The sequence below is a fragment of the Clostridium sp. AF37-5 genome (assembly GCF_003477605.1).
Taxonomy (GTDB): Bacteria; Bacillota; Clostridia; order Lachnospirales; family Lachnospiraceae; genus Eubacterium_F.
The window spans coordinates 1-17,583 of the sequence record NZ_QUDR01000025.1 but is presented as its reverse complement, the minus strand read 5'-3'; the positions used below and the strand labels follow the sequence as shown (position 1 = coordinate 17,583).

The following is a 17,583-nucleotide window of genomic DNA, read 5'->3' as shown; positions in this document are numbered from 1 at the left end:
TAGCGTAAAGTATAAGAAAGCGACTCGCTTGCGGGTCGCTTTCTATCAATACAGAGATTCTTAGGAATCCAACAAAAACAAATCAGGAGGTACATTATGTATTACATTGGTGTTGATTTAGGAACATCAGCAGTAAAACTGCTTTTAATGGAAGGAAACGGTAAAATCTGCAATATCGTTTCAAATGAATATCCATTATCTTTCCCTCAGCCGGGATGGTCTGAGCAGAAACCGGAAGACTGGTGGGATGCTGTTGTGGACGGTATCAAAAAGCTGGTAGACGGTTTTGATGCTTCTGAAGTTGCCGGCATTAGTTTCGGTGGACAGATGCACGGTCTTGTTATTCTCGATGAGAATGATAACGTAATCCGCCCGGCCATTCTTTGGAACGACGGACGTACAACCAAACAGGTTGATTACTTAAACAACGAAATCGGAAAAGAAAAACTTTCTGAGTATACCGCAAACATTGCATTTGCCGGATTTACTGCTCCGAAAATTCTCTGGGTAAAAGAAAATGAGCCGGAAAACTTTGCTAAAATTGCAAAGATTATGCTGCCAAAAGATTACATCGCATACAAAATGACAGGCGTTCACAGCTGTGATTACTCCGATGCATCCGGTATGCTTCTCTTGGACGTAAAGAATAAATGCTGGTCCAAAGAAATGATGGAAATCTGTGACGTAAAAGAAGAACAACTTCCAAAATTATTTGAAAGTTATGAAGTAACCGGTTCTCTTACCGAAGATGCTGCTGCTACCCTTGGTCTTACAACCAATTGTAAAATTGCTGCCGGCGCCGGTGATAACGCTGCTGCTGCAGTTGGTACCGGAACGGTTGGTGACGGTGGATGTAATATCTCACTTGGTACTTCCGGAACCATTTTCATTTCCAGCAAAGAATTTGGCGTAGACCGTTTCAACGCTCTTCATTCTTTCGACCACGCAGACGGAAACTTCCATTTGATGGGCTGCATGCTCAGTGCTGCTTCCTGTAACAAATGGTGGATGGATGAAATTATTGGAACAAAAGACTACGGAAAAGAGCAGGAGCCAATTACCGACGATAAACTCGGCGAGAACAACGTTTACTATCTCCCATATCTGATGGGCGAGCGTTCTCCTCATAACAACCCGGATGCCAGAGCACTCTTCATTGGTATGTCAATGGATACAACACGCGCTGACATGACACAGGCTGTTTTGGAAGGTGTTGCATTTGCTATGCGTGACTGCTATGAAATTGCAAAAGACCTCGGCATTAACATTACAGAGACAAAAATCTGTGGCGGTGGCGCAAAGAGTCCTTTGTGGCGCAAAATCATGGCAAATGTATTAAACATCAACGTAAACATTATTGAGAGTGAAGAAGGTCCTGGTCTTGGCGGCGCCATGTTAGCTGCTGTTGCCTGTGGCGAATATGCATCCGTTCAGGAAGCTGCTGACAAGATTGTCAAAGTTATCGGCACAGAAAAACCGGATCCTGCACTTGCTGCTAAATACGATAAGAAATACGCAAAATTCAAAGAAATCTATCCTACAGTAAAAGGACTGTATGATACACTGAAAGCTTAATATTATGAAGAAGAAATTATTATCACTTCTGTTTTTTGTAGCCACACTCGCCTTGACGGGTTGTGGCTACAAAAAACCGGAAGTTCATTCGATGCTTGGCATGAATATCAAATCCATCACAACTGTCTGCGGTACTGACTGCAGCATGGATACCATTGATACTTCATCCACAAGCGACCATGGTATGATAACCTACTACTACACCGATGTTGCCGGTGACAAAGGAATATCCGATGCCAAAACCTACTATAATTATTTAAAGTCAGAAAAACACTGTATCAAAATTGATGACTTTGATGAGAAAAAAGGAAATTATTCAGCTTATTTCCAATTAAATGAAAAACAGGTTAAATCGGGCTTTTTAATGAAAGTATCCTTTACCAAAAACAGTTACACCGTTTACATCGAGGACAACATATCATTAGAAAAGATTAACAAGAAAAAGTAGCAAGGGGGGCTTTTCATGTCAGAAGAATATCGTTTCAAAGACCGCATTAAAGACATTATTAACGGCGATGTCGACTATGACAAACTGCGAAAGGCAGAAAAGCAGGGATGGATTGACCGGGCGGACACCGGATTCCAGCTCTTTCTTATCCTCTTCTTCCTTGGCTTTTTCATTGTCATGTTGATTAAATATTTTTTGTAGCAATCCGAGGACAAATAATTTACAGAAAGGACAGATTACGATGGATTTTTCAGTAGGACAAAAGATTAAAATGAAGAAACCTCATCCCTGCGGCGAAAATTGCTGGGAAATTTTACGGGTAGGTATGGATTTCCGCCTGCGCTGCACAAAATGCAGTCATCAGGTAATGGTACCGCGAAAAACCGTCGAGAAAAGTTTTCGTGGATTTTTGTAAATTTTTCTTGTAATCGCCTACCCTCTGTGTTATAATTTAACTCCGTGATATTTAATCATATTCCTTGTTCTTCCTCTATGAAGTGTATAGATTGGAAGAGCCAGAGACCAAAAGGAGGTGCAAGCAACTATGAATAAGTATGAATTAGCTTTAGTTGTTAGTGCAAAAGTTGAAGACGAAGTAAGAAATGCCACCGTCGAGAAGGCAAAAGAGTATATCACTTCTCTTGGCGGAACGATTACAAACGTCGATGAATGGGGCAAGAAAAAACTTGCTTATGAAATTCAGAAGATGGGTGAAGGCTTTTATTACTTTATTCAGTTCGACGCTGAGCCAAGTGCTCCGGCTGAATTGGAACAGAGACTTCGCATTATGGACAACGTGCTCAGATACTTATGCGTAAAACAGGAGGCATAAGATAAGGAGGAGTCTTCCATGAATAAGGTAATTTTAATGGGTAATCTGACCCGTGACCCTGAGATTCGTTATTCCCAGGGTGAAAATTCATTGGCTATTGCCAGATTTGGCATTGCAGTAAATCGTCGTTTTGCCCGTCAGGGTGATACCGATACCGATTTTTTTAACTGTACTGCATTTGGCCGTCAGGCTGAATTTGTGGAAAAATATTTTCGCAAAGGTTCCCGTATGTTGATGACCGGTCGTATTCAGAACGACAATTACACCAACAACAACGGCGAAAAAGTATACAGTGTCCAGATTATTGCTGAAGAAATCGAATTTGCAGAGCGCAAAAGCACAGCGGATGCAAACGCAGCCCAGGGTGGAAACTTTGGTGGCGGTGCTCCACAGCCAAATGCAGCAGCAAATGATGACTTCATGAACATTCCGGATGGTATCGAAGACGGACTGCCATTTAACTAGGCTTAGCTCTTGATACAAGAATTTTATAGGAGGTTTTAACGATGGCTTACAATAAAGACAGAGGCGATTCTCCAATGAGAAGAAGAGGCCCACGTAGAAGAAAAAAAGTTTGTGCATTCTGTTCTGACAAAGAGCATGATTACATTGATTACAAAGATGTTGCAAAACTGAAACGATATATGTCTGAAAGAGGTAAAATTCTTCCTAGAAGAATTACCGGTACATGTGCAAAGCATCAGAGAGCTTTGACTGTAGCAATCAAACGTGCCCGTCACGTATCCTTGATGCCATATACATTGGACTAATTGCATAGAATCCAAAAAGAACTGATTCCGCAGAATCAGTTCTTTTTTCATGTGCTTTTCTTATAATTTAATTTTACTGACAACAAACCCAAATTCGGAGCTGTCGTCTTTTTCCAAATACACTTTGTATTTTTGCGATACTCCTTTGACACTACTGCCCGTATTCGTCAGATATGCTTCCACCGTAAGACGGTATTTCCCCTCTTCATACTCCGTAATCTTTTTCACTTTCATCTGATAATCTTTTCCCGGAATCCGCATGGAATTAAATACAATCGTATTCCCGGTCGGACGGTACACATATCCCGGATAAGTTCCCGTATACGCAAATTTGTATTTGTAATTGCTGCCAAAAATCTTTTTAATTTCTTTCTTAGCTTCCTTCTTCACTTTGGACATTGAATCACCATACCGCAGTGTCTTATCCGAATGTTCCAAATTAAAAATTGCCATCGTCGTCACAAAGGTCGTGTCAAATTTAAATCTATGGGAACCATTTGCATAAAACGATGCGCTGTATGCCAAAAATGGTTTCAGCCGTTCTGTCAAAGGTTTCATCTCTTTCTTCATCGTCTTCGTTACATCCGATGGAGTAAACGCGTACGGCGTAGCAGTCGGTGCCGGCGTAGCTGTTGCCTTTGCTACCGGATTATCTGAATCCTTTCCGGATTTTCCTGAATCCACAATCTTATTCTGCTCTGTCGTCTGACCCTTATCAAACGACGGCATCGTAATTTTCCCTGTCCATATAAGATAGGTAAGTACTGCTGCAATGATAACAACAAAAACCGCAATCACACTTCCTATAAATGCCTTACTAGACAACATCCGTTGCATCCATCCAATTCGATTTCCGCAATAATAGCAGAATGTATCATTTTCCCTTAATTCTGTTCCGCACTTTTTACAGTACATGGTATCCTCCTTTACTCATTCTTTTGTTCTCTATTTTACCCTCATAATACATCTATCAAATAGGGTTTGTCAACATTTACAATCCGTGATATAATAATATTCTTGATATGATGAAATTTTGGAACATTTCCTGGGAGGAGGTAAAAAGTTGAGTCAGAATCGAATTAAAGGGACTTTGAAATCTTATTTGCGATGGCCGCTCTTATTAGGGCTTTTATTAATCGCAATGAATGTTCACATTTATATAACCAACCTGCGTGCCGGCATTATTATGAGTATTTACGTTTTATTTTACTTAATCATTGCCAGTGTCTTATACTTTTTTAAACGAGGTGCTGTACTGCGCAACTTAGTCGATTACTCGATGCGATTTCACGTCACGGTTAATAAACTTGCCACGGAATTGGACATTCCGATTTGTATTTTGGACACAAACGGAGTCTGTGTGTGGGATAACAAGAATTTCCGCAAACAGTTCTCCGACAAATTATCAAAAAACTACCATATAAACGATGCCATTCCGGCTCTCACCAAAGAATATCTTCCGGAGAAAAATTATGAGACAACAGAACTTCATTTTCACGTGGAAGAAACTTACTTTAAGGCAATTACGCAATTGGTTTCTCTGGAAAAGGCACCGGATGCCCTCCATAAAAACGCCGGTCAGGTGGGAATCGGTGACGCTTTGTATGTCATTTACATTTATGATGAAACCGAAATTGTGCACTATATCCGTGAAAACTATGACCAGCGTGTCAATGTCGGCTTGCTCTACATCGATAACTACGATGAATCCCTTGCAAATGTTGACGATGTACGCCGCTCCTTATTGGCTGCGATGGTTGATCGAAAAATCAATAAATACATGTTAAGCATTGATGCGATTACGCGTAAAATTGAAAAGGATAAATACATTTTCCTCTTCCAGCATAAATATCTGTCAAAATTGCAGGCAGACAAATTCTCGCTGCTTGATGATATCCGCTCGATTAATGTGGGAAATGATACTTCCATTACCATTAGTATGGGAATCGGAATTCAGGCAAACACCTACCGCAAACGTCAGGAATATGCCCGCAGTGCTATTGATTTGGCACTTGCCCGCGGTGGTGATCAGGTTGTCATTAAGACAAAAGACAATTTACTCTATTATGGTGGAAAAAGTATTCAGCAGGAAAAAAATACACGCGTTAAAGCCCGCGTAAAGGCACAGGCACTGCGTGATTCCATTATTAATGCTGATAAAGTAGTCATTATGGGACACCGTCTGCCGGATGTCGATGCAATTGGCAGTGCTATTGGTATTTACCGAATTGCACAGTCTCTGGAAAAACCAGCGAAAATCATTGTAAATCAGGTAACTTCTTCACTGGCACCGCTTTTGAAATTATTTGAGAACAACAAAGATTATCCGGATGGCACTTTTGTTACAAGTGAGAATGCGAAGGAATTTATCGGAAATGGAAACGGAGTTTTACTTGTGGTCGTTGATGTTAACCGTCCGTCCTACACCGATGCACCGGATTTGATTCCGATAGTTTCCTCTCTAGTGGTTATCGACCATCACAGACAGACCGGTGAATCCTTTGAAAACCCTACTCTCTCCTATGTTGAGCCGTTTGCTTCCTCAGCCAGTGAGATGGTAGCAGAAATTTTACAGTATGCCGGTGAGGAAATACGTGTAAAAGCCGTAGAAGCCGATGCACTTTATTCCGGTATTATGGTTGACACGAATAACTTTATGAATAAACCGGGTGTCCGCACCTTTGAAGCAGTTGCATTCCTACGTCGTTCCGGAGCAGATATTATTCGCATTCGCAAAATGTTCCGTTCCGACATTGAAGAATACAAAATTCGAGCTGAAGCAATACAAAATACAGAAATTTTTATGGATTGTTTTGCTATTTCTCCTTGTAATGCGGATAACTGTGAATCGCCAACCATTGTTGGTGCAAAAATTGCCGATGATCTTCTTGATATCAAAGGCATCCGCGCTACTTTTGTATTAACTGCCTATGAAGGTAAAGTTTATATCAGTGCTCGCTCCATTGATGAATTAAATGTTCAGGTTGTCATGGAAAAAATGGGTGGGGGCGGCCACATTACCAGTGCCGGTGCCCAGCTTGAGAACTGTACACTGGAAGAAGGCGCTGAACAAATCAAACAAATTTTAACTAAAATGAAAGAAGAAGGTGACATATAATGAAAGTAATTTTACTCGAGGATGTGAAATCCGTTGGAAAAAAGGGTGAAGTTGTAACCGTAAAAGACGGCTATGCCAAAAATTTTATTTTGAAAAAAAATCTTGGCGTAGAAGCAACCTCAAAAAATTTAAATGATTTAAAACTTCAGAAACAAAATGACGAAAAGGTTGCTGCAGAAAACTTGGAGAAAGCGCAGGAATTCGCCAAAGAGCTGGAGACAAAATCCGTTGAAGTTGCCATTAAAGCAGGTCAGGACGGACGCGTTTTTGGTTCGGTATCCACCAAAGAAATTGCTACCGCTGCCAAAGAACAACTTTCCTATGATTTAGACAAGAAAAAAATGCAGTTAAAGGAGCCAATCAAAAACATTGGAACCTACCATGTGCCAATCCGTCTGCACCCAAAAGTAACAGCCGAACTTAAAGTAATTGTTAAAGGAAAATAATCATGGATGAAACTGTAATCAAACGAGTTATGCCGCATAATGGAGAGGCAGAAGAAGCAGTTATCGGTTCAATGCTTCTTGACCAGGATGCGGTAGTTCTCGCTTCTGAAAAACTAAATGAAGATGATTTTTACAATGCCAGGTACCGCATTTTGTTTTCCGCTATTGTGGAATTGTTTCATGAAGGACGTCCGGCAGACTTAGTTACTCTTGTGGATAAACTTCATGAGAAAAACGCTTCCGATGACATTTGCAGTATTGAGTTTCTCAGTAATATCATTTCCGCCGTTCCTACATCAGCCAATGTCCGCTACTATGCAGATATTGTTGAACAGAAATCACAACTGCGCTCGCTGATTCGAACAACGGAGGACATTGCCAACCGATGCTATCAGGATTCCGCTAATGTTGCTGAGCTGATGGATGATACGGAACGCAAAGTTTTTGAACTCGTTCAGGGACGCGCCTCCTCTGAAAATTTTACACCAATTAAAGAGGTTGCCCTGGAAACACTTGAGAGTATTCAAAAAGCTGCTCAGAACAACAGTGATGTAACCGGAATTTCGACCGGCTTTATTGATTTGGATTATCGAACAGCCGGCTTGCAGCCATCCGATTTAATTTTGATTGCTGCCCGCCCATCCATGGGAAAAACTGCTTTTGCTCTGAACATTGCCGAAAATGTTGCTATGATTAATCATATTCCAACTGCTATTTTCAGTCTGGAAATGAGCAAAGTGCAGCTTGCCAAGCGTTTGGTTGCCATGAACTCAAAAGTAGATTCCCAAAGAATCCGAATCGGTGAACTGGAAGATGATGAATGGGCAAAGATTACCGAGAGTTCTATTATCCTCGGTGAATCAACGCTTTATATCGATGATACCGGCAGCATTTCCATCAATGATTTACGAAGTAAATGCCGTAAACTAAAAATGGAAAAAGGCCTCGGTTTAATCATTATCGATTACCTTCAGCTCATGTCCGGTAACAGCGGTTCAAAAAACATTTCCCGCCAGCAGGAAATTTCGGATATTTCACGTTCCTTAAAATCTCTGGCACGTGAACTGGACTGCCCGGTAATTGCGCTTTCCCAGCTCAGCCGTAAAGTAGAAGAACGTGAGGACAAACGACCAATTCTTTCTGATTTGCGTGAATCGGGAGCGATTGAGCAGGATGCCGACGTTGTTATGTTTTTGTACCGCGATGAATATTACACAAAAGACGCTTCTACCAAAAAGGGAATCACCGAGATTATTATTGGTAAGCAGCGTAATGGTCCAACCTGTACCGTCGAACTTAAGTGGTTGAACCAGTACACAAAATTTGCAAATTTGGAATATCACGACGAATAAATTCCATTTTCTCTGTCGAATCGGGGCTTTGGCTCCGATTCTTCTTGTTTTTTGTCGTCCTGTGTCACACTGTTTTTTTACATTTAATGCATGTCCAATCAATCGACATTTTTCCCATGCTATAATAAAAAAAAATAAAACAGGAGGTTATCTACATGGAAGCAAAACAATATACCATTTCGGAAGCGGCAAAAAAACTTCACGTGGGCTCTCACGTTCTGCGCTTTTGGGAAGAGGAACTTCACTTGAATATCCCGCGAAACGAAATGGGGCACCGCGTTTATTCAGAAAAAGAAATGAAACAATTAGAGCAGATTATTAATATGAAGAAAGACGGTTTTTCCTTAAAAGACATTGAACACAAACTCTCACCAAAATCATCCGGCCAGGTAATTCCCTACCCGGTTTCCGAGTCGGAAATTTCCCCAAATGACAAAATGATACAGTTTAAAACCATTCTTTCCCATATTGTCTCCGATGCTATAAGGGAAAATTCTGACAGTCTTACATCGGATATTGCTGATACTGTATCGGTGCAGGTCAACAAAGAATTGGATTATCTGTTTCGCGAAAAAGAAGAGTCAGATGAAAAACGTTTTCGTGAACTGGATGAAACCATTCGCAGTTACCAGAAAGCAAGGCAGGAAATTGCAGCCACGCAAATAACTGCAAATAAGGCAAAAAAACGTCATGTTTTTGGCAAAAAATAGTACTGTAATTATTTTCATTTCCTCTTGATTTTAAACTATTAAAATGATATAATATATCCACGCAAAGCGATTGATTTTTGTCTATTTAGCACAAAAATCAAAAAACATTTTAATATTAAAAAAGGAGGAATTTGAAATGTTCGCTAAAATTTCAAAAAAGGTTGTAGCTGTAGCTTTAGTTGCAACTATGGCTGTTACCACCGCTGCAGTAGCAAGTGATGATACAGCTAGCGCAGCAATGAAGAAAAAAGCTTCTGTTATGCAGGGTAAGGAAGTAAAATTGACTGCAAGTGGAAGTGCAACATGGTCATCCAGCAATGATAACATTGCTCACTGCCAGAAAACAAAAGGCAAGTCCATCAAAGTTCTTGGTATCAAAAAAGGTACCGCAACAATCACTGCAACTGTAGGCGGAAAGAAACAGACATGTAAAGTATCTGTAAAAAACGCAAAGAAGGGTACAGTAATTTACAACTTCGCTAAATCTACTAACCCGGATAACCATCCACCATACAAAGCTGATTACTCTGAGTTCAAATATAACTCATTCCGTATCTGGCTTTGTGACGCAACATTCTGGGGCGAGAAAACTTACATCTCTCCTGACTACCGTGGACGCAAACTGAAAATTTCTTTGAAAGTAAAGAACTCCGGTAAACGTACACTTCCTGAGATGGGTGTTTGCTTCAACTATACTTCAGGTGGAGACACAGGTGCTTACCCATGGGCTCTTCATGTTTCTGCTAAGAAACTGAGCGCTAAAGTTAAGAAAGACAAAACACATAAGCACTGCAAGTTTGTCACAAAAGCTATGAAGAAAGGTAAATCTTACACCTTTAACTTCACATTTACAATTCCTAAGAATGCTGTAAATGGTGACACAGACAAAGATACAGGTGCTCACTACCCAATCATGATGTACATCCCGAACATGAAAGATACTTCTCCATACAAAGAAGGAGATTCTATCACAGTTCAGAAATGTGTAATCAAAGTTGCTTAATTGTAAGTAATGAGAACGCTAAAAAGGCTGTTGCTTCGGCAACAGTCTTTTTTTTACCCATTGTAATAGGGTAGAAGGTAATATCAAAGGAGTTCACAGACACGCTTGGTCTTGGTATATCCTTCCCACTACTAGGGCGGATTAGGGCTTTTCACCCATTAGTGACGTGCGCCACCAGGCGCACTAAAAAGGATCTTGCCCCTTCCTCCTGCGAGGAAAGAGACAAGATCCTTGATAATCCTGCTGCGATATCACTCGATACCATCCAAAGCCCATTCACTGTCCATTCGTCGTTGTCTCACACCATCCAGAAACTCTCTACAGGCTTCCTGAACACTTACTACTGGATTTTTCTATCCATCTCCAATTTACCCATATTTTTTCATGTCAACATTGTTTTACGAAATTTACTAGGAGACATACCATACAGACGGGCAAATACTTTCGAAAAGTACAACTCATCTTTATAGCCAACCAAAAAAGCAATCTCTTTAATCTTTTTCTGAGTATGAATCAGAAGTTCCTGCGCCTTTTCCATTCGATAAGAAGTAATATAATCTTGTATTGACTTCTGATATATCAATTTAAAGCAATGGGACAAGTGCGTACGCGATATACCAATTTGTTCTGCCATGTATGTAACAGAAATTTCTTTTTGATAATTCTGTCTGATTTCCTTCATTGCCTCAAAAGCATATTTTGCAGCACTCGTCTGCATTTGTGCACCAACTTTCATTTTCATTTTCGCACTGCGAATGCACTCGTCTGTACTAGAAATAGTTCCCACTTCCTTAACAAACCATCCATAGCGTACTTCTATGAAAAATTCTTTATTCCATGAAATATTCACTTCATTTACTTCATTAACAAAATTTTGTGCAAGAACTTCTATTTCTTCCTGCATTTTATCCTCTAGTAATAGGCAAAAATCACTTCCTCCTAATCGTCCTAACACATGTTTTTCCTGCTCAAATTTTTCAAAAACAGACTTCATACACAGAAGGATTTCATTTGATTCTTCTTTTCCATATATTTCTGTTATTTCCTGTAAATTTTCTAATCTTACATAGAAAAAGACACAATTAATTCCTGCTGCTGTCGCATCATGTAGCATTTGTGTAGCCATTTCATGAAACCCATACGGATTATACATATGTGTAACCGAATCTCGTCGAATAAGGCGTATTTTATCGTTGCTTAACTGTTCAATTTGATTTTGTATATAAATATTTTCTAACACGGTGCAAATGTTTATCACAAAAGATTGATAAAAATCTTCTGCCGCATAAAATCGATTATTAAAAAACGAAATGATTGCATAACCAAAACAATGCTTTCGATAATGAAGCGGGTTGATATAAAAAACACAAGGCCTGTCCGTCACTTCGTCGGCAGGCAAAAGATTTTTTCTTTTAAAAAGTTTTTGTGGCATCGGCACTTCAATTGACATTTTCTTTCCATAATAGGCATGTAATAACATTTCCATCTCATCCTCATATGGACTTTTTCTAGAATCATCCAATTCATATTTCTCATCCGGATTTAGGCATATATAAAAGTCTGAAACACCCGTGTTTCCTTCTACAAACTTTCCAACTAAATCCGGAAGGCCCTGATAATCTCGTATTCCTTCCATCCGAAAAACCATAAACATATTCTGCTTATACAAGTGAACCAAACGCTGATTTTTTTCAAATTGTTTACGAAAAATTTGTTTCGCTTCTTCCGCTTCTTTACATCCACAAGAATTTCGATACTGATTTTGCGTTGAAATATAATATTGCTTTTCTAGTTTTTCACCTCGTTCCGCCTTTTTAATAATTTCCATAGCACATCTCGCAAAATTTTCTGGGCAAGCTTCAACTGTTGTCAACATTGGATATATATCTCTAGCCTCCTCAACATCATCAAATCCCGTCACAATAATATCCTCCGGTACACGAAATCCTCGCTCGCACAGTTCTTCACATACAGAAATTGCCATATAATCATTGGCACATAGAATTGCATCAGGTCTTTCATCATCAAGTGAAAAAAAATAATCAACTGCTTCTTTACCAATGTTATACCACAAATTCCCCATAAAGATGTATTCCTCACGAAAGGCAACACCTCTGCTTTTCATTCTTTCGCGAAATCCGTCCTCCCTCATACGGATATCATGCATGTAAGAGGGACCAGACAAGTAATAAATTCGCTTTGCGTTATGTTCATCTACCAAATGATCAACCATAGCCATAATAGCCTTTTTATCATCGCTGAGCACACTAATAAACTCATCTCTTTTTTGTCGAATGCTAATCACAGGGCAATGCGCCTTTTCCTTTACCTGCTCAATTAATTTTCCTACCATGCCAGGAATATCAAACACATCAAGGCATAAAATAATCCCATCCAATTCGTCATAATTTGGAATATAAAGACAATTGCTTTCTCCTTCCACATAATCATGATTGTTATCGTATTCACCAAAAGTCGAAAAAACAACCAAATTGTATCCATTTGCCACCGCTTCATCAGCCAGCGCACCACACAGGGTGCGCTGGAAATATTCTGGAAGCTTGCAAACAAATACACCTATCGTTTTTTTTCGGTTATTAAGCATGTATGATATCCTTTCGCGATTTTTTACTTATTTTCCAAATTGTATCCAATCAATCTGAAGTCCCGGTTTATTTGTCTGTATATAAATTTTTGTACTTCCTGTAACCGTAGGCCACAAAGAATTCTTAGTCTCTTTCCAGGAACCATTACCTAGATTATACACCGTTGCCACAGTAGAACTTAAACTTCCACTTCGTACAAACAACTGTCCACTATTATTTGGCTCTTTCACATAAATAGTTATACTCTTTGCGGTCTCACTTCCAAAATCAAGAGTAAACGCTATATATGAGCTCGTACTGTTTAAGGTGACTTTTCCATCTTCAATCGTTACATCATCGGAACTTTCAAAGTCTGTAGCCTTTATTTTTTCAAATGGCCCGGACACTACCGGTACATTAGGTAACTGACTATCCTTTATCGTAATCGACATAACAGCATTTTTCCCCGCATCGAAGACAAATGTCAATTTCGTTACTCCTACTGCCTGTTTGGAAAGATACTCTTTGCGAATAGACACTGTATCACCACTAATGGTATAGTCCTTTCCTTCTTCTAACACTGTCTTCTCGTTTCGAATTTCTGATAATGTTCTAACACCATTTAAAATAAGTTTTGTTGTCACATCTTCTTTCTTATCTGCACTCAAATCAAATTCGGCATTTGTTGTCGATATTTTGCCATTCACGACGTCTACTACCGGCGTATTACCTGACAAATATGCGCGGAATTTACCACTACAATGTAACAATCCCATCATATAAAGGCATCCATCATAGTATCGATATTTCCCTGTTGTTGGAGAAATGTTCCACAAATCCTCAAGGAATGACCATGATTTTTTATCACTAGATGCCAGACTCGCTGTTGCATTCATAGCAACCAATCCCGGAGAATGATCAGGACTAAGATTCTTTCCATCTAATGACCACTGATTTCCATAACTATCAACACCCTGGTCGTAGAAGAACGACTGGATTCTATTCGCGTGCGTGGTTGCCCAGCTATCCTGCGCCCACCATGCATAGTCGCAAGCAATATTAGCTGCAATTCGCCATGCATCAAATCGGAAATCACCATGATTTCCATCGTTCTTAGCAGCCCCATTATATTCGGAATAATCCGGACCTAATCCGGTTTTTTCATTTGTTGCATCTTTAAAATGCTGTCGACTAGCTTCAGCTGCCTCGCTCCAGAAATCTTTGTCCTGCTCTGCCTCTCTCGCCCAAACTTCATAAAATGCCGGCAAATGATACGATGGATCACTATATGTTGCAGCGTTTCCAATTGGGCAGAATACAGGCATTTTATGTTCTTTGTTAAACATATTCACACCTTGACCATCATCTGCCTGATGAAGCATCGTTGTCAAGATTTCCTGCGCTTCTTTGTTATAGTTATAAATTCCTTCACCATTTCCCCAGCGCGCTGATGCAAACAATAACGATGTTGCAAAATATTCCTCGCCGTCTGCTGCCGGCGTATTGTCCTTTTTGGTTCCATTCGTATTCATCTGCCAAGCAAAATATCCTTTAAACTCTCCACTTGTATGCTGCATATAAGTTTTTGCCCATTTCCACAGACGATTAAACTCTTCCTGCTTGTCCATTTGAACGCAAATCATCATACCATAAGACATTCCCTCAGAACGTACATCATCGGTATCTGCTGTATAAATATAAGCCATATCATCCCCTACCGGATAATAGATTCGTTCTTCGTCAGTACCATAAAACAATTTTTGCCAGGCCGATTCGACCTTCTTATCTATCTCTGCATCCGAATATCCTAATTCCTTAAACATATTTCTGTAATTTCCTGTAGACACAGCTCCAACTGATGCTGGTGTTGGAGCATCCGGAAATGGTTTCACATCACCAATGTAATAAAGTTCATAACTATTTACATAGGTATCATTCGATCCATTATCTGTTTCGAGTAAAAATTTTATTTCCTGATTTCCTGTTGCATCTGTCATTTTAAATTCAAAAGACTGCTCCGACAACGTAGTTCCAGCAAATCCAACTGTTCCAACTTTCTTTCCGCCAATATATACAGAAACATTCGCCGTTGTCGAATTACTAGATGCTCCTTTAACCACCATACGGTATTTTTTATTTGTCCCTACAAATTCGTAAGATGTGGTACAATAGTCACCATTACCATACAACGCTACTGCTGAATATTCCTTACCACTCACAGGGCCAGCATAACTTCCTCCGCATGTCATTTTACTGCATTCTCCGCTATTTACCAATTGCGGTTCCTGACTTGCGGACGGTGTTGGCTCTGCCGTTGGCTCTGCCGTTGGCTGTTTCGTTGGCTCTGCTGTTGGCTGTTTCGTTGGCTCTGCCGTTGGCTGTTTCGTTGGCTCTGCTGTTGGCTGTTTCGTTGGCTCTGCTGTTGGCTGTTTCGTTGGCTCTGCCGTTGGCTGTTTCGTCGGCTCTGCCGTTGGCCGTTTCGTTGGCTCTGCCGTTGGCCGTTTCGTTGGCTCTGCCGTTGGCCGTTTCGTTGGCTCTGCCGTTGGCCGTTTCGTTGGCTCTGCCGTTGGCCGTTTCGTCGGCTCTGCCGTTGGCCGTTTCGTTGGCTCTGCCGTTGGCCGTTTCGTTGGCTCTGCCGTTGGCCGTTTCGTTGGCTCTGCCGTTGGCCGTTTCGTTGGCTCTGCCGTTGGCCGTTTCGTCGGCTCTGCCGTTGGCCGTTTCGTTGGCTCTGCCGTTGGCCGTTTCGTTGGCTCTGCCGTTGGCCGTTTCGTTGGCTCTGCCGTTGGCCGTTTCGTTGGCTCTGCCGTTGGCCGTTTCGTCGGCTCTGCCGTTGGCCGTTTCGTTGGCTCTGCCGTTGGCCGTTTCGTTGGCTCTGCCGTTGGCCGTTTCGTTGGCTCTGCCGTTGGCCGTTTCGTTGGCTCTGCCGTTGGCCGTTTCGTCGGCTCTGCCGTTGGCCGTTTCGTTGGCTCTGCCGTTGGCCGTTTCGTTGGCTCTGCCGTTGGCCGTTTCGTTGGCTCTGCCGTTGGCCGTTTCGTTGGCTCTGCCGTTGGCCGTTTCGTCGGCTCTGCCGTTGGCCGTTTCGTCGGCTCTACCGTTGGCTGTTTCGTCGGCTCTGCCGTTGGCTGCTTCGTCGGCTCTGCCGTTGGCTGTTTCGTTGGCTCTGCCGTTGGTTGCTTTGTTTGGTCTACCGTTGGCTGTTTCGTTGACTCCGTCGTCACAGTTACCACGGGCTTATTCTTTTTTGCCACAACCTTCACTTTTAATTTACACTTTTTCTTCTTGCCTTTTGCCTTTTGTGTTATATACACTTTAGCATTTCCAGCTTTCTTAGCATAAATTTTTCCTTTTTTATTCACTGTCACAATCTTTTTGTTCGAAGACCTGAATTTGAATATCTTCTTTATCTTCTTGGATGAAACTTTTTTTCCGCGCAACTTTAACTTTAACTGTAATTTCTTTTTTTCTCGAATCACCAAAACACCTTTGGTCATCTTATTTGTTACAGTAATTCCCTGCTTTTTCTTTTTTGCCTGCGAGAGATTTGGAGCTGCGCCCAAAGTGGTCGTAAGCACAAGAGAAGCAACAAGAAAAAAAACAAAAAGGGTTTTTCTACGTTTTGCAAAACACATGATTATTATCCTCCTATAATGAATATTTTTTCATATTATACTACAACTAACAGCCTAATTCGATGGAAAAATGTATTTTAAATATATGGATAATTGTCATCATCCCATGAGTTATTACATTCTTTTTCTCCATGTTTCTTCATAAAATATACAAACCATTATTCTTACAATTCTTTGGGGATTAAAAGAATATTGATACAGTGGATATAAGGATAGTAATTCAATTCTTGTCCCCATGTATGTAAAACCTGGATAATGCCAAGTGTTGCCCCGAGATATATTTTGTTTTCCAATAATTCCAAAAGTGTCTCGGCGGAGCATTTATGAAACAAGGAACACAAAAGTTTCTGATTAGAACAGACCAAAGAATTTAGTTCGGCAAGTATGGTGACACCAAGAGGAAAAAGGATAAAAATACATCGAAAATCCCCCGGAAGGAATGACATCCAAGGACATTCGCCGTATGAGTGAAGAGGAACTTCCAGACATGGACTATTTTCTAAATAAGTTGACCTTGATGACGATTTTAGAGAAGAATCTTTTTACATCTTTTAAATCCCAAACCATCTATTTGTCATGTCCACATATCTGCGGGCTCTTTTCCATTTAGAAAAGTGCCGCATACGGTCTTTCCTATAAAGTAAAGTTACAAAAGACTCCGATTAATAATCAGAGTCTTAGAAAAGAGGCGACTAACGGATTTGAACCGATGATCAGGGAGTTGCAGTCCCATGCCTTACCACTTGGCTAAGTCGCCATATTCTATTGTATGCATCCAGCTAATACAATATGCATTAAATGCAATGACCCCTACGGGAATCGAACCCGTGTTACCGCCGTGAAAGGGCGATGTCTTAACCGCTTGACCAAGGGGCCAGTGTCTGCTATCTCTAACAGATGATACGCGTCCCTGTCACGAAGAACACGACTGTATAACTTCTTAGTAAATACAGAAACTCCCCGAGTAGGGCTCGAACCTACAACAACTCGGTTAACAGCCGAGTGCTCTACCATTGAGCTATCGAGGAATAGTACTCCATAAAGGAATTTATGAAAGGTAAAAGTTAGTACCTTCAAAACTACACATTGATGTTTCTCTCTTTGAACCAACAAGG

The 17,583-nt window shown here is 40.7% G+C and carries 15 protein-coding genes and 3 tRNA genes; 12 read left to right on the top strand and 6 right to left on the bottom strand.

What is annotated here, in order from left to right; translation table 11 throughout:
- Nucleotides 1–96: 96 nt before the first annotated feature.
- From xylB to rpsR, 7 genes are all read left to right on the top strand, one after another.
- Nucleotides 97–1,575, top strand: a complete 1,479-nt coding sequence (gene xylB / locus DW019_RS12920; RefSeq protein ID WP_118443800.1) for a xylulokinase — start codon at nucleotides 97–99, stop codon at nucleotides 1,573–1,575.
- A gap of 4 nt (nucleotides 1,576–1,579) precedes the next feature.
- On the top strand, nucleotides 1,580–2,023 hold the full coding sequence (locus DW019_RS12915; protein ID WP_118443798.1) for a hypothetical protein: 444 nt from the start codon (nucleotides 1,580–1,582) through the stop codon (nucleotides 2,021–2,023).
- A gap of 15 nt (nucleotides 2,024–2,038) precedes the next feature.
- The gene (locus DW019_RS12910; protein ID WP_022376003.1) at nucleotides 2,039–2,224 is read left to right on the top strand and encodes a hypothetical protein; all 186 of its coding nucleotides are present in this window, start codon (nucleotides 2,039–2,041) and stop codon (nucleotides 2,222–2,224) included.
- 40 nt (nucleotides 2,225–2,264) lie between these two features.
- Nucleotides 2,265–2,438 carry a DUF951 domain-containing protein gene (locus DW019_RS12905; RefSeq protein WP_022376002.1) on the top strand — a complete coding sequence of 58 codons (174 nt, stop codon included), beginning with the start codon at nucleotides 2,265–2,267 and terminating at the stop codon, nucleotides 2,436–2,438.
- Between the two features lie 129 nt (nucleotides 2,439–2,567).
- Entirely contained in the window at nucleotides 2,568–2,855 is a 288-nt protein-coding gene (gene rpsF / locus DW019_RS12900; protein WP_022376001.1) for a 30S ribosomal protein S6, read from the top strand.
- 18 nt (nucleotides 2,856–2,873) lie between these two features.
- Nucleotides 2,874–3,320: a single-stranded DNA-binding protein gene (locus DW019_RS12895; RefSeq protein ID WP_022376000.1), complete on the top strand. Its 447-nt coding sequence runs from the start codon at nucleotides 2,874–2,876 to the stop codon at nucleotides 3,318–3,320.
- A 41-nt stretch (nucleotides 3,321–3,361) separates the two neighbouring features.
- The gene (rpsR, locus tag DW019_RS12890) at nucleotides 3,362–3,625 is read left to right on the top strand and encodes a 30S ribosomal protein S18 (RefSeq protein ID WP_022375999.1); all 264 of its coding nucleotides are present in this window, start codon (nucleotides 3,362–3,364) and stop codon (nucleotides 3,623–3,625) included.
- A gap of 60 nt (nucleotides 3,626–3,685) precedes the next feature.
- On the opposite strand, the gene DW019_RS12885 is transcribed toward rpsR, so the two are convergent.
- Complete coding sequence (locus tag DW019_RS12885; protein ID WP_118443796.1) at nucleotides 3,686–4,540, bottom strand: zinc ribbon domain-containing protein; 855 nt, start codon at nucleotides 4,538–4,540, stop codon at nucleotides 3,686–3,688.
- 148 nt (nucleotides 4,541–4,688) lie between these two features.
- Here DW019_RS12885 and DW019_RS12880 point away from each other — a divergent pair, with 148 nt between their 5' ends.
- The 5 genes from DW019_RS12880 to DW019_RS12860 all read left to right on the top strand — a co-directional run bounded on the left by DW019_RS12880 (nucleotide 4,689) and on the right by DW019_RS12860 (nucleotide 10,254).
- Nucleotides 4,689–6,743: a DHH family phosphoesterase gene (locus DW019_RS12880; RefSeq protein ID WP_243024162.1), complete on the top strand. Its 2,055-nt coding sequence runs from the start codon at nucleotides 4,689–4,691 to the stop codon at nucleotides 6,741–6,743.
- A complete protein-coding gene (gene rplI / locus DW019_RS12875; RefSeq protein ID WP_022375995.1) occupies nucleotides 6,743–7,189 on the top strand; it encodes a 50S ribosomal protein L9 in 447 nt (148 codons plus the stop codon). Before DW019_RS12880 ends, rplI begins: the two co-directional genes overlap by 1 nt.
- Before the next feature lie 2 nt (nucleotides 7,190–7,191).
- Nucleotides 7,192–8,541, top strand: a complete 1,350-nt coding sequence (gene dnaB, locus DW019_RS12870) for a replicative DNA helicase (protein ID WP_118443794.1) — start codon at nucleotides 7,192–7,194, stop codon at nucleotides 8,539–8,541.
- Nucleotides 8,542–8,696: 155 nt separating this feature from the next.
- A complete protein-coding gene (locus DW019_RS12865) occupies nucleotides 8,697–9,251 on the top strand; it encodes a MerR family transcriptional regulator (protein WP_118443793.1) in 555 nt (184 codons plus the stop codon).
- A 136-nt stretch (nucleotides 9,252–9,387) separates the two neighbouring features.
- A complete protein-coding gene (locus DW019_RS12860; protein WP_022375992.1) occupies nucleotides 9,388–10,254 on the top strand; it encodes a cell motility protein in 867 nt (288 codons plus the stop codon).
- Between the two features lie 382 nt (nucleotides 10,255–10,636).
- Here DW019_RS12860 and DW019_RS12855 read toward each other — a convergent pair whose 3' ends face one another.
- The 5 genes from DW019_RS12855 to DW019_RS12830 form a co-directional block, all read right to left on the bottom strand.
- Nucleotides 10,637–12,859: a substrate-binding domain-containing protein gene (locus DW019_RS12855; RefSeq protein WP_118443791.1), complete on the bottom strand. Its 2,223-nt coding sequence runs from the start codon at nucleotides 12,857–12,859 to the stop codon at nucleotides 10,637–10,639.
- A gap of 27 nt (nucleotides 12,860–12,886) precedes the next feature.
- Nucleotides 12,887–16,468, bottom strand: coding sequence for a glycosyl hydrolase family 8 (locus DW019_RS12850; RefSeq protein ID WP_118443790.1), 3,582 nt, complete (start codon nucleotides 16,466–16,468; stop codon nucleotides 12,887–12,889).
- 686 nt (nucleotides 16,469–17,154) lie between these two features.
- Nucleotides 17,155–17,225, bottom strand: a tRNA-Cys gene (locus DW019_RS12840).
- A 47-nt stretch (nucleotides 17,226–17,272) separates the two neighbouring features.
- Nucleotides 17,273–17,344 (bottom strand) — tRNA-Glu (locus DW019_RS12835).
- A gap of 80 nt (nucleotides 17,345–17,424) precedes the next feature.
- A tRNA-Asn gene (locus tag DW019_RS12830) sits at nucleotides 17,425–17,496 on the bottom strand.
- Nucleotides 17,497–17,583: the final 87 nt, after the last annotated feature.

Bases quoted from the DNA above. Each gene is read 5' to 3' on its own strand.
- dnaB (WP_118443794.1), top strand. From the start codon at position 7,192: ATGGATGAAACTGTAATCAAACGAGTTATGCCGCATAATGGAGAGGCA.
- DW019_RS12860 (WP_022375992.1), top strand. From the start codon at position 9,388: ATGTTCGCTAAAATTTCAAAAAAGGTTGTAGCTGTAGCTTTAGTTGCA.
- rplI (WP_022375995.1), top strand. From the start codon at position 6,743: ATGAAAGTAATTTTACTCGAGGATGTGAAATCCGTTGGAAAAAAGGGT.
- rpsR (WP_022375999.1), top strand. From the start codon at position 3,362: ATGGCTTACAATAAAGACAGAGGCGATTCTCCAATGAGAAGAAGAGGC.
- DW019_RS12915 (WP_118443798.1), top strand. From the start codon at position 1,580: ATGAAGAAGAAATTATTATCACTTCTGTTTTTTGTAGCCACACTCGCC.
- DW019_RS12895 (WP_022376000.1), top strand. From the start codon at position 2,874: ATGAATAAGGTAATTTTAATGGGTAATCTGACCCGTGACCCTGAGATT.
- DW019_RS12910 (WP_022376003.1), top strand. From the start codon at position 2,039: ATGTCAGAAGAATATCGTTTCAAAGACCGCATTAAAGACATTATTAAC.
- rpsF (WP_022376001.1), top strand. From the start codon at position 2,568: ATGAATAAGTATGAATTAGCTTTAGTTGTTAGTGCAAAAGTTGAAGAC.
- xylB (WP_118443800.1), top strand. From the start codon at position 97: ATGTATTACATTGGTGTTGATTTAGGAACATCAGCAGTAAAACTGCTT.
- DW019_RS12885 (WP_118443796.1), bottom strand. From the start codon at position 4,540: ATGTACTGTAAAAAGTGCGGAACAGAATTAAGGGAAAATGATACATTC.
- DW019_RS12865 (WP_118443793.1), top strand. From the start codon at position 8,697: ATGGAAGCAAAACAATATACCATTTCGGAAGCGGCAAAAAAACTTCAC.
- DW019_RS12855 (WP_118443791.1), bottom strand. From the start codon at position 12,859: ATGCTTAATAACCGAAAAAAAACGATAGGTGTATTTGTTTGCAAGCTT.
- DW019_RS12905 (WP_022376002.1), top strand. From the start codon at position 2,265: ATGGATTTTTCAGTAGGACAAAAGATTAAAATGAAGAAACCTCATCCC.
- DW019_RS12850 (WP_118443790.1), bottom strand. From the start codon at position 16,468: ATGTGTTTTGCAAAACGTAGAAAAACCCTTTTTGTTTTTTTTCTTGTT.